At 63.6% G+C, this 21159-nt stretch carries 25 protein-coding genes and 1 pseudogene; 10 read left to right on the top strand and 16 right to left on the bottom strand.

Translation table 11 applies throughout. From position 1 onward, the window contains the following. Nucleotides 1–139: 139 nt before the first annotated feature. Entirely contained in the window at nt 140–799 is a 660-nt protein-coding gene (locus tag X757_RS01000000165355) for a LysR substrate-binding domain-containing protein (protein WP_373432860.1), read from the top strand. Here the strand turns inward: X757_RS01000000165355 and X757_RS139300 are convergent. The 3 genes from X757_RS139300 to X757_RS139310 all read right to left on the bottom strand — a co-directional run bounded on the left by X757_RS139300 (nt 763) and on the right by X757_RS139310 (nt 3379). Then, complete coding sequence (locus X757_RS139300; protein WP_023727605.1) at nt 763–1938, bottom strand: MFS transporter; 1176 nt, start codon at nt 1936–1938, stop codon at nt 763–765. The genes X757_RS01000000165355 and X757_RS139300 overlap by 37 nt on opposite strands. A gap of 322 nt (nt 1939–2260) precedes the next feature. After that, on the bottom strand, nt 2261–2569 hold the full coding sequence (locus tag X757_RS139305; RefSeq protein WP_023727604.1) for a DUF1244 domain-containing protein: 309 nt from the start codon (nt 2567–2569) through the stop codon (nt 2261–2263). A 12-nt stretch (nt 2570–2581) separates the two neighbouring features. Then, on the bottom strand, nt 2582–3379 hold the full coding sequence (locus X757_RS139310; RefSeq protein ID WP_023706261.1) for an N-formylglutamate amidohydrolase: 798 nt from the start codon (nt 3377–3379) through the stop codon (nt 2582–2584). A gap of 246 nt (nt 3380–3625) precedes the next feature. Here X757_RS139310 and X757_RS139315 point away from each other — a divergent pair, with 246 nt between their 5' ends. Next, the gene (locus X757_RS139315; RefSeq protein WP_023673118.1) at nt 3626–4114 is read left to right on the top strand and encodes a DUF1036 domain-containing protein; all 489 of its coding nucleotides are present in this window, start codon (nt 3626–3628) and stop codon (nt 4112–4114) included. Further along, nucleotides 4111–5556, top strand: a complete 1446-nt coding sequence (gene pyk, locus X757_RS139320; RefSeq protein ID WP_023690053.1) for a pyruvate kinase — start codon at nt 4111–4113, stop codon at nt 5554–5556. The genes X757_RS139315 and pyk overlap by 4 nt, the downstream gene beginning before the upstream one ends. Here the strand turns inward: pyk and X757_RS03865 are convergent. From X757_RS03865 to ykgO, 4 genes and pseudogenes are all read right to left on the bottom strand, one after another. Further along, nucleotides 5514–6019 (bottom strand): annotated as a pseudogene (locus X757_RS03865) (hypothetical protein). The gene pyk and the pseudogene X757_RS03865 sit on opposite strands and share 43 nt — an antisense overlap. Nucleotides 6020–6024: 5 nt before the next feature. Beyond that, nucleotides 6025–7089 carry an alpha/beta fold hydrolase gene (locus X757_RS139325; protein WP_023673115.1) on the bottom strand — a complete coding sequence of 355 codons (1065 nt, stop codon included), beginning with the start codon at nt 7087–7089 and terminating at the stop codon, nt 6025–6027. 179 nt (nt 7090–7268) lie between these two features. Next, nucleotides 7269–7850, bottom strand: coding sequence for a hypothetical protein (locus X757_RS139330; RefSeq protein ID WP_023684032.1), 582 nt, complete (start codon nt 7848–7850; stop codon nt 7269–7271). A 113-nt stretch (nt 7851–7963) separates the two neighbouring features. After that, complete coding sequence (ykgO, locus tag X757_RS139335) at nt 7964–8089, bottom strand: type B 50S ribosomal protein L36 (protein WP_006327841.1); 126 nt, start codon at nt 8087–8089, stop codon at nt 7964–7966. A 241-nt stretch (nt 8090–8330) separates the two neighbouring features. On the opposite strand from ykgO, the gene X757_RS139340 reads away from it, so the two are divergent. Continuing rightward, on the top strand, nt 8331–8759 hold the full coding sequence (locus X757_RS139340; protein WP_031251619.1) for a lysozyme inhibitor LprI family protein: 429 nt from the start codon (nt 8331–8333) through the stop codon (nt 8757–8759). A 38-nt stretch (nt 8760–8797) separates the two neighbouring features. Here the strand turns inward: X757_RS139340 and X757_RS139345 are convergent, their stop codons facing one another. The 8 genes from X757_RS139345 to X757_RS139380 all read right to left on the bottom strand — a co-directional run bounded on the left by X757_RS139345 (nt 8798) and on the right by X757_RS139380 (nt 15264). After that, complete coding sequence (locus X757_RS139345) at nt 8798–9874, bottom strand: 5-(carboxyamino)imidazole ribonucleotide synthase (RefSeq protein ID WP_023702776.1); 1077 nt, start codon at nt 9872–9874, stop codon at nt 8798–8800. Beyond that, nucleotides 9871–10368 (bottom strand): 5-(carboxyamino)imidazole ribonucleotide mutase, encoded by a 498-nt coding sequence (purE, locus tag X757_RS139350; RefSeq protein ID WP_023708578.1) that lies wholly within the window; start codon nt 10366–10368, stop codon nt 9871–9873. The genes X757_RS139345 and purE overlap by 4 nt, the downstream gene beginning before the upstream one ends. A gap of 74 nt (nt 10369–10442) precedes the next feature. Next, nucleotides 10443–11648: an aminotransferase class V-fold PLP-dependent enzyme gene (locus tag X757_RS139355; protein ID WP_031251618.1), complete on the bottom strand. Its 1206-nt coding sequence runs from the start codon at nt 11646–11648 to the stop codon at nt 10443–10445. Nucleotides 11649–11668: 20 nt separating this feature from the next. Continuing rightward, nucleotides 11669–12130, bottom strand: a complete 462-nt coding sequence (locus tag X757_RS139360; protein ID WP_023673109.1) for a RidA family protein — start codon at nt 12128–12130, stop codon at nt 11669–11671. 117 nt (nt 12131–12247) lie between these two features. Then, the gene (locus X757_RS139365) at nt 12248–13042 is read right to left on the bottom strand and encodes an amino acid ABC transporter ATP-binding protein (RefSeq protein WP_023673108.1); all 795 of its coding nucleotides are present in this window, start codon (nt 13040–13042) and stop codon (nt 12248–12250) included. Nucleotides 13043–13046: 4 nt separating this feature from the next. Then, the gene (locus tag X757_RS139370; protein ID WP_023684027.1) at nt 13047–13697 is read right to left on the bottom strand and encodes an amino acid ABC transporter permease; all 651 of its coding nucleotides are present in this window, start codon (nt 13695–13697) and stop codon (nt 13047–13049) included. A gap of 1 nt (nt 13698) precedes the next feature. After that, nucleotides 13699–14364 (bottom strand): amino acid ABC transporter permease, encoded by a 666-nt coding sequence (locus tag X757_RS139375; protein ID WP_023693641.1) that lies wholly within the window; start codon nt 14362–14364, stop codon nt 13699–13701. Nucleotides 14365–14433: 69 nt separating this feature from the next. Continuing rightward, nucleotides 14434–15264 carry a transporter substrate-binding domain-containing protein gene (locus X757_RS139380; protein ID WP_023673105.1) on the bottom strand — a complete coding sequence of 277 codons (831 nt, stop codon included), beginning with the start codon at nt 15262–15264 and terminating at the stop codon, nt 14434–14436. 155 nt (nt 15265–15419) lie between these two features. On the opposite strand from X757_RS139380, the gene X757_RS139385 reads away from it, so the two are divergent. Then, nucleotides 15420–16235, top strand: coding sequence for an IclR family transcriptional regulator (locus X757_RS139385; RefSeq protein WP_023698476.1), 816 nt, complete (start codon nt 15420–15422; stop codon nt 16233–16235). A gap of 24 nt (nt 16236–16259) precedes the next feature. Here X757_RS139385 and X757_RS139390 read toward each other — a convergent pair whose 3' ends face one another. Further along, the gene (locus X757_RS139390; protein ID WP_023673103.1) at nt 16260–16463 is read right to left on the bottom strand and encodes a YdcH family protein; all 204 of its coding nucleotides are present in this window, start codon (nt 16461–16463) and stop codon (nt 16260–16262) included. 239 nt (nt 16464–16702) lie between these two features. Here X757_RS139390 and X757_RS139395 point away from each other — a divergent pair, with 239 nt between their 5' ends. The 5 genes from X757_RS139395 to X757_RS139415 all read left to right on the top strand — a co-directional run bounded on the left by X757_RS139395 (nt 16703) and on the right by X757_RS139415 (nt 21151). Continuing rightward, a complete protein-coding gene (locus X757_RS139395; protein ID WP_023684024.1) occupies nt 16703–16882 on the top strand; it encodes a YdcH family protein in 180 nt (59 codons plus the stop codon). A gap of 287 nt (nt 16883–17169) precedes the next feature. Next, on the top strand, nt 17170–18423 hold the full coding sequence (gene ispG, locus X757_RS139400) for a flavodoxin-dependent (E)-4-hydroxy-3-methylbut-2-enyl-diphosphate synthase (RefSeq protein ID WP_023727601.1): 1254 nt from the start codon (nt 17170–17172) through the stop codon (nt 18421–18423). Nucleotides 18424–18426: 3 nt separating this feature from the next. Then, complete coding sequence (locus tag X757_RS139405) at nt 18427–19284, top strand: lytic transglycosylase domain-containing protein (RefSeq protein ID WP_023727600.1); 858 nt, start codon at nt 18427–18429, stop codon at nt 19282–19284. 8 nt (nt 19285–19292) lie between these two features. Continuing rightward, on the top strand, nt 19293–19844 hold the full coding sequence (locus X757_RS139410) for a chloramphenicol phosphotransferase CPT family protein (RefSeq protein WP_023727599.1): 552 nt from the start codon (nt 19293–19295) through the stop codon (nt 19842–19844). 176 nt (nt 19845–20020) lie between these two features. Then, nucleotides 20021–21151, top strand: a complete 1131-nt coding sequence (locus X757_RS139415) for a sterol desaturase family protein (protein ID WP_023690062.1) — start codon at nt 20021–20023, stop codon at nt 21149–21151. Nucleotides 21152–21159 lie beyond the last annotated feature (8 nt).

Here is a 21159-nt window from a genome sequence, read left to right as displayed (position 1 = left end):
GCAGGCGCCACGCTGTTCGAACGCGGCAGAGCGGTGAGCGAGCAGGCGAGCGCGTTCTCACTATTGGCATTGGGCTCGGTCGAGGCGATCGAAGGCACGGTGCGCATTGCCGCCAGCGAGGNCGAGCGCGTTCTCACTATTGGCATTGGGCTCGGTCGAGGCGATCGAAGGCACGGTGCGCATTGCCGCCAGCGAGGTGGTGGCGGCCTATGTGCTGCCGAAGATGACGGCGCGGCTCGGCATCGAGGAGCCCGGCATCGAGGTCGAGATCGTCGCCTCGAACCAGGTCGAGAACCTGCTGCGAAGGGATGCCGATATCGCCATCCGCATGGTCAAGCCGGCGCAGAACGAGCTGACGGCGCGCAAGGTCTGCGATATCAAGCTCTGCTGCTGCGCGGCGAAATCCTATCTCGACAGGCACGGAAGCCCGCTCAAGCCCGCCGACCTTCTCGACCATCCGCTGATCGGCTTCGACCGCAGCGACGAGATGATCCGGGGCTTTACCCAGGCCGGCATCCCGGTCACCCGAAGCAGTTTCCGCTTCAGGACCGACAACCAGATCGTTCTGTGGGAAGCGCTGCGGGCGGGAAACGGCGTCGGTCTTGGCCAGGAGCCGCTGGCGGACAGCGACCCGTCGCTGGAGAAACTGCTGCCCGGCCTGCCACTGCCCAGCCTGCCGGTGTGGCTGGCCATGCATCGCGACGTGCGCACCAGTGTGCGCATCCGCCGCGTAGCGGATTTCCTCTACGAGGAGCTGAAGCGCTATTCGGCGGGGGCGACCGCGAATTCGGCGCGGTGAGCGAGCCCAGCCATCAACAGCACGACGACCAGCAGCGCCGACATGGCGACGAAAATCGGGCCGAAGCTCGAACGCTCGGCAACGAAGCCGATCGCCGACGGCGCCACCAATATACCGGAATAGCCCATGGTGGTGACGACGCTCATGCCGGTGCCCGACGACATGCCTTCCTGGTTGCCGCCGGCCGAGAAGATGATCGGCACCATATTGGCGATGCCGAAGCCGCAGAGAGCAAAAGCCGCGATGGCGATCCAGGGCGAAGGCGACAGGCCGGCGACCAGCATGCCGGCGGCGGCCACGATGGCCGAACCGCGCAGCGTGGCCACCGCGCCGAAGCGGTTGCGCACGCCGTCGCCGAAAAAGCGCATGACAGCCATGACGCCGGAGAAGGCGGCGTAGGCAAGGCCGGCGATGGCGAGGTCGGCGCCGAGCTCCTGCCGGAGATAAAGCGCTGCCCAGTCGAGCACGGCGCCCTCGGAAATCATCGTCAGCAGCGCCATCAGCCCGACAAGATAGACCAGCGGGTTGGCCGGCAGCGTTAATTTATGATGCTCGGCGGCCTGCGGCTTGTCCTCGGCGATGAGGTAGCCGACCGCCACGGCGATGACGGCAAAAGCAATGACCGTAACCACAGCCGCATGGGCGAGGTGGCCGTAAGTCTGGATGGCGTAACCGCCCAGACCGCCACCGGCGAAACCGCCGAGGCTCCAGAAGCCGTGCGAGGACGACATGATGGCGCGGGACAGCCGGCGCTCGACCACCACGGCATTGGCGTTCATGGCGACATCCATGCCGCCGATCGAGCCGCCGAAGATGATCATGGCGATCGACGCCAGCGGCACGTTGGGCGCCAGCGCCACGATCAGCAGGCCGAGGCTGCCGCACAGGCCGAACCAGCGCAACACGGTGCGCGAGCCATGCCTGGAGATCAGATGGCCGCACCAGCTCATGGCCGCGACCGCGCCGACGCCGAACAGAAGGATCAGCAGACCGAGGGTGAATTTCGAGATGTCGAGCCGGGTCAGGAACACCGGAATCTGCGGCGCCCAGCTGCCGGTCAGGAATCCGTTGGCAAGGAAGATGCTTGCTACAGCCCATCGCCCGCGAAGGGCGCTCTGCATGGTGTTTTGCGCGTCCATGGTTCGAATCCGGTCAAGGAATGGCTTTGCGCGGCAAATTAGATCGATTCAATTTCTCGTCAAGCGCTTGGCTGCGAAAGCTTGTGGGCCACATCTAGGGGAAAACCGTTTGGCAGAGATCCTTCGCGCCCCCCTCTGTCCTGCCGGACATCTCCCCACAAGTGGGGAGATTGGCGGCTTCGGCGCCTCGCTTATTCTTGCACCGTTGGCGATTGGCTAGAGTCTGCGTGACGGCTGATCTCCCCCCAAGTGGGGGAGATGTCCGGCAGGACAGAGGGGGGCGCTGTCCCTCCGACGTCAATCCTGTGAACCGCGCGCTACTTCAATGATCCCTCGGCCGTCTCGCCTCGAACTCCGCTTTCTTGGCGTCCGGAGCCTCGGTCTGGTTCAGCGCCTGCCATTGCGCATAAGGCATGCCGTAGACGATTTCGCGCGACTGGTCCTTGCCGAGATCGACACCCTCGGCCTCGGCCGCTTCGCGGTACCAGTTCGACAGGCAGTTGCGGCAGAAGCCGGCGAGGTTCATCAGGTCGATGTTTTGCACATCGCTGCGCTCGCGCAGATGCTCGACCAGCCGGCGGAAGGCCGCGGCCTCGAAATCGCGTTTCTGGTCATCGCTGAGTTCGGTCATTGCCTTGGGTCCTCACAGCGGCCCGGTGCGCGAGCCGAACATCTTCACCTGATGTATATCGGGACGGCGGTCGATGGCGTCAACGATCGGCGCCAGCCGTTGCGCCCAGGCCAGCGCCCCCTTGCTGTCTGATATCAGGTCCTGGCGGATCTCGATCAGCGCATGGGCAAAGCCGTTGACGATGGCGTGCTTGAACATGGTGTCGCCGCGCAACGCGCCGTCATAGGGTTCGTTGTCGCCGACGACGAGGTTTTTATCCTGCGCCAGCATGTCGATCAGCGGCCGCGCCACGCGGTCGTCGAGGTCCCACAATATGCCGACATGCCAAGGGCGGATGAAGCCCTGCATGACAGGGGTGAAGGAGTGTACGGAGAAGATGAACGGCGCTTTGCCTGAGGCGTGCGCCACCGACGCGATCATGGCGCCGACCGCGTCCTGATAAGGCCGGTAGAAGCCGTCGAGCCGCCTTTCGCGTTCGGCCGGTGCCATGGGATAGTTTCCCGGCACGACGGTGCCGTCATAGAGCTGGCGGATCAGCGTCGGGTCGTCCTCGCCGCGATTGGGATCGATCAGCAGCCGCGAAAAATTGGCGATCACCGCCGGCACGTCGAGCGCCGCGGCCAGTTCGCGCGTCACCGTCTCGACACCGATGTCGTAGGCGATATGGCGATCGAGTTCCGCCGCCGGCAGGCCTAGACTGCCATACTCCTCCGGCAGGTCGCGGCGGGCATGGTCGGCGACAAGCACGATGCCTCGCTTGCGGTCACCTTCGACGATATCGAAAGGCGCGAAAACTGTGGATCGGGTCATTGGCTGGAAAGGTCTGTTCGCTGGCTTCCGGGGAGGGTGGTATCGTCATTCCCACGAAGAGGACGGTTGCGCAATGCCGTTGTTTGGCCACGGTTTCTGCGAAAATCCCGTGACGCGCGGCGTATCGCGTGTCGGGGGCCTTTCTAAATCGATTGGAATTGGACAGAACGGCGCGTTGACATGCGCCCGGACTTTTCCGAAAAGGGGCGTTGAGAGATGCAGATGACGTTATTGAGGGGTTTCGGGATGGGTTCCGCCGGCAGGCCGCGTGCGCGCACCGCCTTTGCCGTGCCGCTGCTGACCCTGACGCTAGGGCTCACCGCGCTGGTCGCGGCCTCGCCTGCCCGCGCCGATTTCCGCGTCTGCAACGCCACGCAGAACCTGGTCGGCGTCGGCATCGGCTACCGCGCCAAGGCAGGCTGGATCACCGAGGGGTGGTGGCACATCGAAGGATCGAGCTGCAAGACGCTGATCGAAGGTCCGCTGTCATCAAGGTTTTACTATCTTTATGCAGAAGACGCCGAGCGCGGCGGGCGCTGGGATGGCCCGATCAACATGTGCGTGGCCGAAAAAGAATTCAAGATCGCAGGCGTTACCGATTGCGTCGCCCGGGGCTTCCAGCGCGCCGGATTCCAGGAATATGACACGGGCGAGCAGGCAAGCTGGATGGTCCAGCTGACCGATGAGTCCACAACGGGAGGCGCTCCAGCCGCCCCGGGAACAAACAGTCAATGAGACGTAGCCGCAAGGTCAAGATCCTCGCCACCATCGGTCCTGCCTCCTCGTCCGAGGAGATGCTCCAGAAGCTGTTCGAAGCCGGCGCCGATGTCTTCCGCATCAATATGAGCCACACCGATCACGAACTGATGCGCACGCTGGTCGGCCGCATCCGCGCGGTCGAGGAAAAGGTCGGCCGTCCGATCGGCATCCTGGCCGATTTGCAGGGACCAAAGCTGCGCGTCGGCAAGTTCGCCAACGGCAAGGAGGTGCTGACGCCGGGCCAGACCTTCACCCTCGACAACAATCCCGAGCCCGGCACGTCGACCCGCGTCTACCTGCCGCATCCCGAAATCCTGAGTTCGGTCGAGGCCGGCCACCGTCTGTTGATCGATGACGGCAAGCTGGAGCTCAGGGCGGTGAAGAGCGACGGCAAGTCGATCACCTGCGCGGTCGTTGCCGGCACCACCATTTCCGACAAGAAAGGCGTCAGCCTGCCCGACACCGACCTGCCGGTCGGTGCGCTGACCGAAAAAGACCGCAAGGACCTCGATGCGGTGCTGGCGGAAAGCGTCGACTGGGTGGCGCTGTCGTTCGTGCAGCGGCCGGAGGATTTGGCGGAAGCCCGCAAGATCGCGCGCGGCCGGGCGCTGATCATGGCCAAGATCGAAAAGCCGCAGGCGGTCGCCCGGCTGGCCGAAATCATCGAACTCTCCGACGCGCTGATGGTCGCCCGCGGCGATCTCGGTGTGGAAATGCCGCTGGAAGCCGTGCCCGGCATCCAGAAGCAGATCACGCGCGCCGCGCGCCGCGCCGGCAAGCCGGTGGTGGTCGCCACGCAAATGCTGGAATCGATGATCACCGCGCCGGTGCCGACCCGCGCCGAGGTCTCCGACGTGTCGATCGCCGTGTTCGAGGGCGCCGACGCCATCATGCTTTCAGCCGAATCCGCTGCCGGCGCCTATCCGGTCGAGGCGGTGGCGATGATGAACCGCATCGCCACCAAGGTCGAAACCGACCCGACCTATGCCGGGATCATCAACGCGCAGCGCTCGGAACCGGAAGCAACCGGCGCCGACGCCATTTCGCTCGCCGCCCGCGAGATTGCCGAGACGCTGAAACTGTCGGCGATCATCACCTATACGGCGTCGGGCACCACCGGCCTGCGCGCCGCGCGCGAGCGGCCGCAAGTGCCGATCATCGCGCTGTCGCCGATCCTCAACACGGCGCGGCGGCTGTCGCTCTTGTGGGGCACGCATTGCGTCGTCTCGCCCGACGCCAGCGACCTCGACGACATGGTCGACCGCGCCTGCCGCATCGCTTTCGAAGAGGGGTTCGGTCAGCCGGGCGACCGCGTCATCATCACGGCGGGCGTGCCGCTGAGGACGCCGGGTTCGACCAACATGCTGCGCATCGCCTATGTCGGATCGGACGTGCAGGCCACCCGCAACATAGGCTGAGACCTCGTCACAGTCCGCAGCGCTCTTGCCGCACCTTCGGCGTGATCGATACGCTGAAGGAAGCGGCGTGCCCGTGGAACGGGGTCGTGCAGGTACTGGTCCGGACCCAGCATCTTTCGCCGGTTGAGTTCGACTGTGTCGAGCAGATCGAAATCGACCGTGGCGATCGTGCAGTGCCACCCGGGATTGCGCGACGCCCAGCCCCTCTCGTGGTGTTCCAAAAGCTGCTCGCGGGCGGAATAGCCGTGATAGTCGAACGCGATCACGCCGTTGGTCGCGTAAATATGGTTCCCGGAAAAGCCCTCGCCGGGAATGATCCGTTCGCCGTAAAATCCTTCCAGAGGAGCATGCTCGAGAAAGGCGCCAGCAAGAATGGCGCACGCGCCATAGCCGAAGAAGATGCGGTCCGGCAACGCCCATCGCTTCTCCGGGTTTCTTTGATGCCGTGTTTCAGGACATACATTGCGATCAGGTCGGGGCCAGTTCCGCGTCGGGCACGGTGATGTCGGGGCATCGCCCCTCATTGTAGGCGTCGCCGGCGATGCGTGCTTCCACGGTTTTTGCCATTGCCTGCAGGTCGACGACCTTGCCGGCGACTTTCTTGATCGCGCCGACGACGAGGTCGGAGGCGATCCAATCCGGCTTGTGGCCGAGATTGTGGACCCAGATCAGTTCGGCGCCGGGGATGTCCCTGACCAGGCCGACCGAATGGATCGAGGCATAGACCACCTTGTCGCGGTCGCCCGAGATGACAATCGTCGGCGCTGTGATGTCGCGGTAATGCGGCGCGGCCTTCAGCGTATAGTCGTAGAGGCCGGCGACATCGATGGCGTTGGCGCGGAAAGCGCCGGGACGCAGCACCAGCGGAATCGAGGCATTGCCGACATAGCCTTCCGGCACCTTGTTGGGAGAAAACACGCAGGCCGTGGCGCTGTCCATCTGCAGCGTGCCTGCCGGATAGGTCAATGTCTCCGAGAACAGCCAGCCGATGATGGGGGTGGCGGTCAGCTTGTAGTACCAGGCGGTCGCGCCGCCCGGCCAGGGGTGGCTGACCGGCGACAGAAAGACCAGCCCGAGCGTCTTCTCCGGGTGTTCGCGGCCAAAGGCGGCGGTGATCACGCCGCCAAAGGAATGGCCGACCATGATCGCATTGTGAATGCCGAGACGGTCCATCAGCCTGGCGATGGTGTCGGCCTGCGCCGACGGGCTCTCATTGCCGGGGCCGCGTGCCGACCAGCCAAAGCCCGGCCGGTCGAGGAAGACCATCTCCGCGCGGCCTTCGAGCAAAGGCCTGATCGGCAGCATCTGATCCCTGAGGTTGGCGCTGGCGCCGTGGATGAAGACGATGGCCGGCAGCTCTGCATTTTGCGGAGCCGGCACGTGGACATAGTGGATGCGGGTGCCGTCGATGTCGGCAAATTCGCCGGCCGGCGGGTTGCGCCACTCGATCAGCCACGCGCCGGCGCGGGTGACACCGGCCAGGGCAAAGACGAGCGCGAGGAGGAAGGCACAGGCGGCGTAGATGAGGTTCATGCGCGGAGATACGGCGGTGGAGAGGGATAAGTTCTAGGGAGCAGGGAGTAGTGAGTAGGGAGTAGTGAGTAGGGAGTAGGGAGTAGGGAGTAGGGAGTAGGGAGTAGGGAGTAGGGAGGTGGCGTCTCGACCAATCTTCTCTACTGACTACTCGCTAATCCCTAATTCCTACTGCCTAATCAAATTCCTTCGCCGGCAAGCTCTTCCGAAATTGCCGCGACCTGGTCCTGGGCGCTGCGCATCATCGGATAGATGGTAAGCACCTTCTGCCAGGCTTCGAGCGCCGATTGCTTGTGGCCGGTGGCGGCCATGATCTGGGCCAGGCCGGAAAGCGCGCCGAAATGGCGCGGTTCCAGCTGCAGCGTCTGGTCGATGTCGGACATCGATTTCCCGAAATTCTTCATCATGTAGTGCACGGTGGCGCGCCGGTTCCAGCCTTCGGCATATTTTGGCTGCAGGATGACGACCTGGTCGAGGAAGTCGAGGGCGACGTCGAACTTCTGGTCGTCCATCGCCTTTTGCGACCATTGCATCATCAGGTCGATCGAGGCGCTGCCGGACTGGAACCATTCGCCCCAGATGCGCCCGGCGATGCGCTCGGCCGCCTTTTCGTTGCGCTCGCGCTTCAGCTCGGCAAACAGTTGGTCGAGCCTGGCTTCCCTGGTCAGGGCAACCGGCGGCTTTGCCGGCGGATCGTCCGCCGACGCCGGAGCGACGCCGAAAAGAAACAGGGTCGCCAAAAATGCAAAAAGAATCCGCATCACCGGAATCTAACCCCGGACGGCGGATCGTCAAACTGAAATTAGCGTGAAAGTGCCTGGAACCAGGCAATTACCATCGTATGGACGGAGACAACGAGCCTCCGGCCGAACACTCAGCCCTGGCGCGCCTTGTAGCGTGGAGCGGTCTTGTTGATGATGTAGACGCGGCCCTTGCGGCGAACCAGCTGGTTGTCGCGGTGACGCGCCTTCAGCGCCTTGAGCGAATTCTTGATCTTCATGGTCTTGCCCGTCAGTCTGGGCCCTATCCGGGCCGAATTATTAAGGCGCGCCTGAAAAGCGCGCCTTGAACTTGCGGTGGCTCATAAACGAGGAGCCTTGCCCGTGTCAACCGCAAGCGTGCTGGATAGAGGCCGAGAATGGCTTTGGCCATCAAATATCCGCCATCTCGGCTCCACGCCATTGCGCAGCCGAAGACGGGCTGGAATGGTGCGGCACCCGCAAGCCGATTTGGAGACCTCCATGCGCCTGTTGTTTGTGTCCGCCTGCCTTGCCGTTGTGGCAGCGGCATCCACCGCGCAGGCGCAGGAATGCGACCGCAACGACGACAGCCAGCAGATGATGAACATCTGCGCCGGCGAGGACTATCAGGCGGCCGATGCCAAGCTCAACCAGGCCTACAAGGATCTCGTCGGTCGCAACGACGACAAGAGCAGGAAGCTGCTGCAGGTCGCGCAACGCGCCTGGATCGCCTTCCGCGACGCCGAATGCGCCTATACGACGACAGACAGCGAGGGCGGCTCCATCCATCCGATGGAGGTTTCACAATGCCTGACCGAACTGACTGACCAGCGCATCAAACAGCTCACCGCGGGCGCCAATTGTAGGGAAGGCGATGCGAGTTGCGCCAGCCCCGACGAGGACGGGGATCTGAACGACGAGCTGCAATAGGGCTCGATCCACGCCCTCGCGCAAAGTGCCGGAATGGCTTAGCTACGGCGGCTGATGCGCGTGAAATGGCCCATCTTGCGGCCTGGGCGCGCTTCCGCCTTGCCGTAGAGATGCAGCATCAGATCGGGCTCGGCGAGCAAAGCGGGTACGCGCAGCACATCGTCGCCGATCAGGTTTTCCATGATGCAGTTTGAATGCCGGCCAGGGTTGCCCAGCGGCAGGCCGGCAATGGCGCGGATATGCTGCTCGAATTGCGAAACGATGCAGGCGGCTTCCGTCCAGTGGCCGGAATTGTGCACGCGCGGCGCCATTTCGTTGGCCAGCAGCGTGCCATCGGCAAGAACGAAGAACTCGACGCCGATGACGCCGACATAGTCGAGGGCCGCCAGGATTTTCGCTGCCGACCCCTGTGCCGTCGCCGCCGTCTCCAGCCTGATCTGGGCCGGCAGGGTCGAGGTATGCAGGATGCCGTCGCGGTGGACGTTCTCAGCCGGATCGTAGGCGGCGACCGCGCCGTCCAACCCGCGCGCGGCGATGACCGAGATTTCGCGCTCGAAAGCGACGAAGGATTCGAGGATCAGCGGCACATTGCCCATGGTCTCGCATGTGCCGGCAAAGCCGCCCGTCTCCATGTTGCGGAAGACGCGCTGGCCCTTGCCGTCATAGCCCATGCGGCGGGTTTTCAAGATGCCGCTGCCACCGAACTCTCTCAGCGCCGCCGTCAGCTCGTCGTCATTGTCGACGGAGCGGAAATCCGCTGTCCTGATGCCGATGCCGTTCAGGAATAGCTTCTCCGCCACCCGGTCCTGGGCGACTTCCAGCGCCCTGGGCGGCGGATAGACCGGGACCTTGGCGGCGAGCGCGCCGGCAGCCGCTACCGGCACATTCTCGAATTCGTAGGTGACGACGGCGCTGACTGCCGCCAGTTCGGCAAGGGCGTCCGCATCGTCATAGGCGGCGGTGATCTGGCGGTTGGCGACCTGAGCCGCCGGGCAATCGGCCTGCGGTTCGAGGATAATTGTGCGGTAGCCGAGGCGCGCTGCGGCAACAGCCAGCATGCGGCCGAGCTGGCCGCCGCCGATGATGCCGATGCTCGATCCGGCGGGCAGGCTCACGGCGCGTCCGTCGGTTCGGTGGCGACCCTGGCGGTTTGGGCGGTGCGCCAGGCATCCAGGCGGGCGGCAAGTTTTTCGTCGTGCAGCGCCAGCACGGCGGCCGCCAGAAGGGCCGCGTTGGCCGCACCCGCCTTGCCGATGGCAAGCGTGCCGACCGGAATGCCGGCCGGCATCTGGACGATGGAGAGCAGCGAATCCTGGCCGGACAGCGCCTTCGATTCGACCGGCACGCCGAACACCGGCAGCGGCGTCATCGCCGCCGTCATGCCGGGCAGGTGGGCGGCGCCGCCGGCGCCGGCGATGATCACCTTGTAGCCGGCCGCCTTGGCGCCTTTGGCGAAATCATAGAGGCGGTCCGGGGTGCGGTGGGCGGAGACGATCAGCCGCTTGTGCGGAATGCCCAGCGCCTCCAGCGTTTCGGCGGCGTGGCGCATCGTCGCCCAGTCGGACTGGCTGCCCATGATGATGGCGACGTCGGCGCGGTGGTCGGTCAAGCGCATGCTCCCGGCGGTAAAGGCGCGCCTTAGCGGAATTCGGGCTGGCCCGCAAGGATGGCGGCCGCCGCAGCCTAGTCCGGCCAGCGCAGGGCGCCGGATGAATCCTTTCGCGGCTGTCTCATCGCATCCGCCGGCCTGTCGGCCGCGGTGAGCACGGCGCGGAGGCGTTCGGCGACGATCTCGGCCTCGCCTGGGTGCAGGTTGCACGGGTCGAGGAAGAAATGGCCACGCTCGACTTCGTGGTTGCGCACGATGATGGGCGGCGATCCGGCCGCCAATGCCGAGGCGAGGCCGGCGGCACTGAAGCGGCTTTCGGGGGAGACGAAGATCTGCAGCCGGTCGAGCGGATTGGCGGTCGGGTCGGGAATGATGTTTGCGACGATGCCGGGTATTCCCTGCAGCGAATCCCTCCACAGATGGAGCGCCGCTTCCTCGCGTCGGCGGATGCCGGCATGGTCGCGCTTTTCCCAGGCTTCGAGCGCCGCCATGGTGCCGGCGATGCTTTCCTTGCCGACCTTCATGGCGCGGGCGACGCCGCGGTTCTGCAGATAGGCGGCGCGGACAAGATCCTTGCGTCCCGTAACGATGCCGCTGGTTGGCCCCGAAAGGAATTTGTGGCCGCTGTAGACGACGATGTCGGCGCCGCGCGCCAGGAAGCTGCGCAGGTCATATTCGGAAGCCGCGTCGACGATCACCGGCACGCCCCTGGCGTGGCAGATTTCGCAGAATTCCTCGAGGGAAAGCATGCCGTACTGCACGGTGTGGTGCGCGACGACATAGAGTGCTGCCGCCGTGCGCTCATTGATCGCTTCGCGCAGGTGATAGTCCTGGGTGACGCTGACGGTACCGGCTGGAATGACCTTGGCGCCGGCGACGCGGATCGACTGGTCGATCGGCGCGCCGTAATTGACGATATGGCCAAGCTGGATGACGACTTCGGACTTCAGGCCTTCGGTGTCGTCGGGCAGCCGTTCGATCGCCAGCAAATTGGTGCCGGTCATCGCCCCGGCGATCGCCATTGTGATGCCTGAGGCGCAGCAGGCGGTGATGAAGCCGGCCTCGCCGCCGGTGAGGCGGGCGGTGATCACGCTTGCGGCGCGCTGCAGATCGTCCATCTCCACCCATTGCGAGGCGATCTCGGCCATGGCGCTGATCGCCTCGGGAACGATGATCGAGGCGCCGAGGGTCGTCATCGTGCCGGAGACGTTGATGATCGGCCTCAGTCCCAGCCGTTCACGGATCGTGGTGTTGGAGCCGGTGTCGGAATAGGTTTTCATGTTCAGCAATCCCTTGACGGTCAGGCGGCGATCTCGACGACCGCTTCGATTTCGACGGTGATGTTTCCAGGCAGCGAGCCGACCCCGATCGCCGAGCGTGCATGGCCGCCGATCTTGTCGAAGACGCTGGCGAACAGGTCCGAGCAGCCATTGACCACTTTCGGGTGGTCGCTGAAGGTCGGCGTCGCATTGACGAAGCCGAGCAATTTGACGACGCGCACGATGCGGCCGAGATCGCCGGCGGCGGCGTGCATGACGGCGAGCAGGTTGAGGCCGGTGAGGCGGGCATGCTCATAGGCCTGCTCGACGGTGACGTCCTCGCCGACCTTGCCGGTGCACAGCGTGCCGTCGGCGCGCAGCGGCCCTTGACCCGAAAGAAAGATCAGCCGGCCGCTTTCCGCATGGGTGACGAAATTGGCGATCGGCGTCGGCGGCTCGGGCAGCGTCAGGCCGAGCTCGGCGAGCCGGATGTAAGGCGTCATGGAAGAATTCTCCTTGGGCCGGCCTGTTGTTTTACGCAATTCCCAAGGGAAAGCGCTTCGCGCTTTTCCCGGGAAAACCGCTTACACTTTTCCTGGAATTGCTTCGGGCCGCCCATGTCAGAAATGCGAGGCGCGGAACCGCGCCAGGAAAGAGCGCAGGCGCTCATTGGTGGTCTCTTCGGCAAGGATCTCCTTCGGCGGGCCAACAGCGCTGACACCGCCATCGGCCATGAAGACAATGCGGCTCGAAGCGTCGCGGGCAAAGGCCATCTCGTGCGTGACCATCACCATTGTCATGCCGTCTTCGGCCAGGCTGCGCACAACGGCCAGCACCTCGCCGACCAATTCGGGATCGAGCGCGGAGGTGATCTCGTCGAGCAGCAGGATCTTTGGCTCCATGGCGACTGCCCGCGCTATGCCGACGCGCTGCTGCTGGCCCCCGGAGAGTTCCGCCGGCAGGCTGTCGGCCTTGTGGGCGAGGCCGACGCGGCTCAGCCAATGCTCGGCGATCTGGCGCGCCTCGGCCTTGCTCTTGCCGCGCACCTTGGTGAGGCCGAGCATGATGTTGCCGGCGGCGGTGAGGTGCGGAAACAGGTTGAAGCTCTGGAACACCATGCCGGTTTCGGCGCGCATATTGGCAAGGTCGCGCTCGCTGCGCCGCTGGCGCGCGCCGGCCTCACGAAAACCGACCTCCTTGCCGTCGATGCGGATCGAACCTGAGTCGTAGCTTTCGAGAAAGTTGACGCAGCGCAGCAGGGTGGTTTTGCCGCTGCCGGAAGGGCCGATGACGGTGACCACCTCGCCCCTGTCCACCTTGAGGCTGACCGAGCGAAGCACCTCGACCGAACCAAAGGCTTTCGAGACCCCGGCAATGTCGAGAAGGGCAGCATTGTCGTTCGAGCTTGTGGCCATCGTGCTAGTCCCGGATGAAGGCAAAGCGCCGTTCCAGCCGCCGGCTGGCGTAGGAAAGCGCATAGTTGACGGCGAAATAGATCAAGGCGCCGAGGATGTAGAGCGGCATCGCCTCATAGGTGCGGCCGATGACCTGGTTGATCGCCTGCATCAGGTCGGTGATGCCGAGCAGCGAGACCAGGGCGCTGCCCTTGACCGCATCGGTGACGCCGTTGATCCAGGGCGGCAGGAAGCGCCGGAAGGCCTGCGGAAAGATGACGTAGGTGAGCCGCTGGCGAAAAGTCAGCCCAATGGCCATCGCCGCTTCTGACTGGCCCTTGGGAATAGAGCCGACGGCGCCCCGGAGATACTCAATGACCTGCGCCGTCTTGAACAAGGTCAGCGCCAGCACCGCCGCCGAGAAGGATTGCAGATGCAGGCCGATGGCCGGCAGGCCGTAATAGACGAAGAACATCAGCACCAGGATCGGGATGCCGCGGATGGTGTCGGAGAAGATGCGCACGGCCCAGCGCAGCGGCGCCGGGCCGTAGACCAGGCCGACGCCGAGCGCGACGCCGGCAATCAGCGACAGCACCACGACCAGCAGCGACACCCACAAAGTGATGGCGAAGCCCTGGGCGAGGAACGGTACGGCGTAGAGGATCTGGCTCAGCATGTCAGCGCGCAGCCCTGAACCGGCGTTCGACCAGCCGCAGCCCGAAGAGCAGGGTGTAACCGGTCACCAGGTACATCGCCGTCGTCACCAGATAGACCTCGACAATGCGGAAGGTGTTGAAGTTGATCCACTGGGCGCCGAAGGTGAGCTCGGGCACCGAGATGACCGATGCGATGGACGTGTCCTTGAACAGCGAGATGAAGGTGTTGGACAGCGCCGGCAGCGTGATGCGCAGCATGGTCGGCAGGCGCACATGAACCAGCCGCTGCCAGGGCGTCAGGCCGATGGCTTTGCCGGCATCGAGCTGGCCGCGCGGCACGGCTTCCAGGCCGGAGCGGAACACCTCGACCAGATAGGCGCCGCTATAGACCGACAGCGTCAGCACGAACGAGGTCGGCGCGTCGTAGGCGACGTCGATCACCGTCGGCAGGCCGTAGAAGACAAGATAGACGAGCAGGATCAGCGGCACGTTGCGGATGAATTCGACGTAAGCCGCAATGATGGCGCGCACCACGCGTCCGGCCGAGACATACCAGACCGCCAGCACCAGGCCGATGACGACGCCGATGGCAATCGAAATCACGGCAAGCTCGAGGCTGAGCAGAAGGCCGCCCCACAGCTTGTCGAAATGGCGCCAGATCAGGTTGAAGTTGAGCGTATAGCCCATGCGTCTCCCGCAATAACCAAGGGGATGCGAACTAGAAGGCGGAAGGGCTAACCCTTCCGCCAGCACTTGTCAGACAACCGGGAAACCGGGATGGCGGGCCGGCGGCTCTTGGCCGAAATAGTCCTTGAAGGCGGCGTCGTAGAGTGCGGTCTCATGGCCGAACATGGCGATGGTGAAGGTCTGGTTGACGAAGGTCAGCCAGTCCAGGTCGCCCTGCCTGACCGCCGCGCCGTAGAGCATCGAGTACCAGCTCTTGCCGGCATCGAAATATTTGTCGGGGTTGCGCGAGGCCAGCCAGCGCACGGTTGAAAGATCGACAGCGGCGGCATCGGCGCGTTTCGATTCCAGTGCCTGCAGCACATTGGCCTGGGTGTCGATCTGCAGCACCTGCGCCTCCGGCAGGGCGTAATGGACCGAGCTTTCGGCATCGACATTCTGCAGGATCGAGATGCGCGTCGCCGAACCACCGGCGAGCAGCTTGTCGAAGGTCTTGTTTTCCGCCGTCGGCAGCGTCAGCAGGGCGACGCCCTCGACATAGTATGGCCTGGAGAAGTGGATCAGCTGCGAGCGCTGCGCGGTCATGGTCATGAACTGGATGGTAATGTCGACCTTGTTGGTGGTGACATTGGGGATGCGCTGCGCCGGATCCTGCATGACGAACTCGACCTTGCTCGGATCGTCGAACAGACCCTTGGCCAGGATGCGTCCCATGGTGATGTCCATGCCGACCAGCTCGCCGGCATCGTTTTCGAAATGCCATGGCGCGTTGGTGCTGCCGGTGCCGACGATCAGCTTTCCGCGGTCAAGCGCGGTGCGCAGAACGCTGTCGGATGCGGCTTGTGCCGCCGCCTTTTCGGCGCTGACAGCGGTCATCACGCCCGCCGTTGCAAGCCCGGCCATGCCTAGTTTCAGAAAATCTCGCTTGGATGCGTCGTTCACTGCGACCTCCTGTTGTTTGAGTTCCCCTTACAGACACACGTGTCGCCGACCTGATTGTCTCTTACAATAGACACATGTATCCTATACAAGACAGATACTAACATCAGGAATCAGTTATGCAAGACAGCAATGGACTCACGGATCGGGCGGAGCTTGGTCCAGCCGGGAGCCCGACGCCCGACAAGACCTCCGGCTCGCGCGAGAAGGGCCTCAACCGGGTGCTGGAGATCCTGGACTTCCTGCATGTTACGCAGCGCGCCATCGGCATTGGCGATCTCGCCAAGGGGGTGAATGCGCCGCGCTCCACCACCTATACGCTGGTGCGTTCGCTGGTCGATGCGGGTCTCCTGGAGATGGAGGGCGACGGCAACCGGGTCTATTTCGGCAAGAAGCTCTACCTCTATGGAATGGACTATGTCAGGGGCAACGACCTGCTTAGGCGGGGCCGGCAGGAGGTCGACAATCTGTCGCGCGAGACCGGCGAGACCTCCGAATTGTGCATGCTGCAAAGCGGGCGCTATACCATCGTCCATTCCAGCCCCGGCACCAGGCCGTTCCGCATCAGCTCGGCCACCGGCCTGCAGATCCCGCTGCCATGGACGGCATCGGGGCGGCTGCTTCTGGCCGGATTGGAAAGGGCCGCCATCCAGGACATGGTCTCGGAAGACGACCTTTTGCTGCCCGACGGCCGCAGGCTGCAGTTCGACGACTTCGTTGCCGATATCGCGACGGCCAGAACGACCGGCTATTGCATCACTTCGGGGCTGGTCGACGCCTACACCAAATGCCTGGCCGCCCCTGTCTTCGCGGCCGCCGGCAAGGTCGAGGCGACGATGTGCCTGGTGGTGCCGATCGACACTTCAGCGGAGAAGACCGACGAATTGCTGACGTTGCTGCGCCATCGCGCGGCGCGGCTGTCGATAGCGGGGTGAGCAGTTAGGCCCCGAGGCCGTCGGCTAAGCGATGATGTCCGGAATGATCTTGTCTTCCAGCGCCATCAGCCGGTCCTTGAGGAAAAGCTTCTTCTTCTTCATGCGCTGGATCTGCAAGGGGTCGCAGCCCATGGCGATCATCGCATTGATGGCCGCGTCGAAATCGGCATGCTCCTGCTTCAGGCGGGAAAATTCGAGGCGGACATCGGCCTTTTCCTGGTCGGACATTCTCTACCGTCTGCATGTCTGCGGCGCCCGGCAATGGGCATGATTGGGCGGGGGCGGCATCAATTGCCGCCGGCGCGCAGCCAATATCACATATCACATTGTCGTGGAATGCTACCACGCAGCATTCGACATCGCAGCCGGATGGTGGCAGACTGTCATGGTGCCGTCACAGATGCGACCTGCGGTGGACGTGCCTTTGACGGCTGCAATCGAGGAAACCATGAAAGGGAGAACCAATCATGTCTCTTGCATCCCATCTTGATGAGTTGCAGCGGAAACACGGTGATATCGAACGCGAGATCGACGATGCGATGAACCATCCATCGGTCGACGACCTCGAAATCGTGAATCTGAAGCGACGCAAGCTGGCACTCAAGGACGAGATTGAAAAACTGAAGGCGAAACCGACGAGACACTGACGCCCTTCCAGGATTAGACGCGCCGCCTTGGCGCGTGACTATCGCTCCGGTGGCGACATGCCGCCGGAGGCCTGTTTTTGCTACTGATTCCGATACTGTTGGCCGGCGAAACCCGTCTGTGGGGTCGCCGCGCTGCTGCGATTTGGCGGCTCTGCTTGTCTGTCGCCATTGACAAGCCATCTTTGCTCCTCCACCTCATGCCCGAACCTCAGCGCTATGCGCTGATAGCTGATTGAGCGTGCGTCGACGTGGACGTGTGTCGCTCGGGTGATCAAGAGGCTGCCGGCATGACCGGGTATTTTTCCTCCCCCTTTGGGCGCCGGACATCGGTCGGCGTCGATGTCGGCGGCGTGGTCGTCGGCGGCGGCGCGCCGGTCGTCGTGCAGTCGATGACTAACACCGACACGGCCGATATCGACCAGACCGTCGCGCAGGTTGCGGCTTTGCATCGCGCTGGCTCCGAGATCGTGCGCATCACCGTCGATCGTGACGAGAGCGCCGCCGCCGTGCCGCGCATCCGCGAACGGCTCGAGCGGCTCGGCATCAATGTGCCGCTGGTCGGCGACTTCCACTATATCGGCCACAAGCTGCTGGCCGACCATCCGGACTGCGCCGAGGCGCTGGCCAAATACCGCATCAATCCCGGCAATGTCGGCTTCAAGGACAAGAGGGACCGCCAGTTCGCGGCGATCGTCGAAATGGCGATCAGGCATGACAAGCCGGTGCGCATCGGCGTCAATTGGGGGTCGCTCGATCAGGAGTTGCTCACCCGGCTGATGGACGAGAACCAGCGCCAAGGCTTCCCGCTGACGGCGCAGGAAGTAACCCGCGAGGCGATCGTGCAGTCGGCGATCCTGTCGGCCGAAATGGCTGAAGAGATAGGCCTCGCCCGCGAAAAGATCATCCTGTCGGCCAAGGTCAGCGGCGTGCAGGATTTGATCGCGGTCTATACCGAGCTTGCCACGCGTTCCAACCATGCGCTGCATCTTGGCCTCACCGAAGCCGGCATGGGATCCAAGGGCATCGTCGCCTCGTCGGCTGCCATGGGCATCCTCTTGCAGCAAGGCATTGGCGACACCATCCGCATCTCGCTGACGCCGGAGCCGAATGGCGATCGCACGCGTGAGGTGCAGGTCTCGCAGGAACTGCTGCAGACCATGGGCTTCCGTCAGTTCGTGCCGATCGTCGCCGCTTGCCCCGGCTGCGGTCGCACGACCTCCACCGTGTTCCAGGAGCTCGCCCAGAACATCCAGGCCGATTTGCGCAAGAACATGCCGGTCTGGCGGGAGAAATATCCCGGCGTCGAGAACCTCAAGATCGCGGTGATGGGCTGCATCGTCAACGGCCCCGGCGAATCCAAGCACGCCGATATCGGCATCTCGCTGCCCGGCACCGGCGAGACGCCGACCGCGCCCGTCTTCGTCGACGGCAAGAAGTCGGCGACGCTGCGCGGTCCGTCGATCGCCGCCGATTTCGAAAAAATGGTCGCCGATTATATCGAGCAGCGGTTTGGACAGCACGGCAAGGCTGCGGCCGAATAAGCCATGCGGGGGCTGCTGAAAGCCGGTGTGATCCTGCTCTGCGGGCTGGGTGCCGGACAGGCACTTGCCGATCCACCGCAATCGCGCTCGGCGGCGAAACGATTGATCGGCCGTGTCTGTGACCTGATCGAGACGCATGCCGAGCGGAACGGCCTGCCGAAGGATTACTTCGCCCGGCTGATCTGGAAAGAAAGCCGCTTCGATCCCAATGCGGTTAGCCCGGTCGGTGCCGAAGGCATCGCCCAGTTCATGCCGGGCACCGCCAAGATGCGCGGGCTGGCCGATCCTTTCGATATCGACCAGGCGATCCCGGCTTCGGCGAAATATCTCGCCGAAATGAAGACCGGCTTCGGCAATCTCGGCCTGGCGGCGGCTGCCTACAATGCCGGCGAGAGCCGCGTTTCGCGCTGGCTGGGTTCCGGCGGTTTCCTGCCGATGGAGACCGAGAGCTACGTCTTCGACATCATGGGCGAACCGGCCGACAAGTTCTCCGACAGCGCCTACGCCGGAACGATCGAGCCGCTCGACGGGAAAACCAGCTTTGCCGTCGCCTGCCGCAAGCTGCCGGTGATCATGTCTAGAACCGTGGCCATGGCGTCGATCAATGTGAAGCCATGGGGCGTCCAGGTGGCCGGCAATTTCCGCAGGGGCGCTGCGATCAATCAGTGGCTGCGGGTCAGGAGCCGGTTTCCGGCGCTGCTTTCCGGTCGTGACCCGGTGGTCAGCCGGGTGCGCACGCCGATCGGCCGACGCGGCATCTACGCCGTCAGGATCGGTGTCGACGACCGTAGCGCCGCCAACGTCATCTGCCAGAAACTGCAAAGCGTCGGCGGCGCCTGTATCGTCGTGCGCAACCGATAGGGGGCGACATGACGGCCAAAATCGTCCTGCTCAATGGCGTCGGCAGCGCCGGCAAAAGCTCGATCGCCAGGGCGCTGCAAACAATCGCCGCTGAACCGTTCCTGCATGTCCAGATGGATGCTTTCATCGACATGCTGCCGCCGGCGCTGCAGGATCATGCCGACGGGTTTTCCTTTGAGACGGTGCTGGAAGACGGCAGGCCGTCGGTGGTGATCAGGAGCGGGCCGGTCGGCGCGCGAGCCATGCGCGGCATGCGCCATGCCATCGCCGCCATGGCCGGGCAAGGCAACAATCTCATCGTCGACGACGTGATCTTCAATGACGAGATAGCGGAGCACCGCAAGTTGCTGTCGAGCTTTGACCTGCATCTGGTCGGCGTCATGGCGCCGCTGGAGGTGCTGGAAGCGCGCGAGGCCGCGCGCGCCGACAGGCTGCCTGGCCTGGCGCGCTGGCAATATGGACGCGTCCACAAGGGCATGGACTACGACCTCGAAGTCGACACCAGCCGGCTGACGCCGCTTGAATGCGCCCGTCGCATCCAGGAAAGATTCCGACTATAGTGGCCGGTGTTCTTTTGTTGCAATCATGGCTCTTCCAATCGCCCAAAAGCGATAGTCACCCGTCATGTGCAGGGTCGTGGCGATTAAATATTAATGAGCCCTGCTGTAGCAAAAGAGGTCGATATCTCCGACGAGAGCTTTTTTGCGATCGTCAAAAAGGCGGGGCATAGGGGGCGGTGGCAAATTTCCTTAGACGCGTTGTAAGTGAACTTGAAACGCCGCGCGCCAAACGGCCGTTCGGTTCTGGCTGGCTGTCCGGCTCGATTGGCTTGCTTGCCGGGGTCACCGCCCTGCTGATGGTCATCGTGCTGCGCTACCCGTCGCTTACATCGATGCCGGATCTGGCCCCCATCCACCAGATGCTGTTCTTCAAGCCGGTGCTCTATTTCGTCCTCATCTCCGGCTATATCCTGGCGATCCTCAGCATGACGCTGCGCAGGCAAAAGACGCTCGGCGCGGCAGCGATGTTCACTGTGCTGCTGGCGTCGCTGGTCGGCATGCTTCCGGTGCGCCATCAACTGCACATCGACGGGGTGTTCTTCGGGCTCGATTTCTTCATCCTGAACGCCTTGTTCATGGGTGTGCTGTTCGTCCCGCTCGAACGTCTTTTCGCGCGCAACAAGGATCAGACCGTGTTCCGCGACGAATGGCGCGAGGACCTGTTCTACTATCTGGTCTCGTCGCTGCTGGTGCAGATTTTGACCTACCTGACCTTGGCGCCGTCCAACTTCGTCAATTCACAGGGCGCCCTTGGTTCGGTGCGCGCCTGGGTCCACGGCTTGCCGTGGCTGGTGCAACTGCTGGCGGTGATGTTCCTGACCGACCTTGCCCAGTATTGGGTGCATCGGGCCTTTCATCGCATTCCCTGGCTGTGGAAGTTCCATGCCGTGCACCATTCCGCCAAGTCGATGGACTGGATTGCCGGTGCGCGCATGCATTTCCTGGAAATCATCGTGCTGCGCAGCCTGACGGCCACCCCGATGTTCGTGCTGGGGTTCGATGAATCGGCTATCCAGACGTATATATTGATCGTCTACGTCTATTCGTCGTTCATCCATTCCAACATCGGAACCAGTTTCGGTCCAGTCGAAAAGGTGCTGGTGTCGCCGCGTTACCACCACTGGCATCACGGCCTCGAAAAAGAAGCGATCGACGTAAATTTCGCCATCCATTTCCCGCTGCTCGACCGGCTGTTCGGCACCCATCATATGCCCGAAGGGCGCTGGCCGAACGGCTACGGCATTCACGGACATCCCGTTCCGAACGGATACTGGCAGCAATTCCTCTATCCCTTCCGGCGCGGCTAGACTGGAGC

The organism is Mesorhizobium sp. LSHC412B00, from assembly GCF_000503035.1.
Classification (GTDB): Bacteria; Pseudomonadota; Alphaproteobacteria; order Rhizobiales; family Rhizobiaceae; genus Mesorhizobium.
Note: the sequence above shows the minus strand (reverse complement) of the source record. Positions and strands in the feature narration are given on the sequence as shown.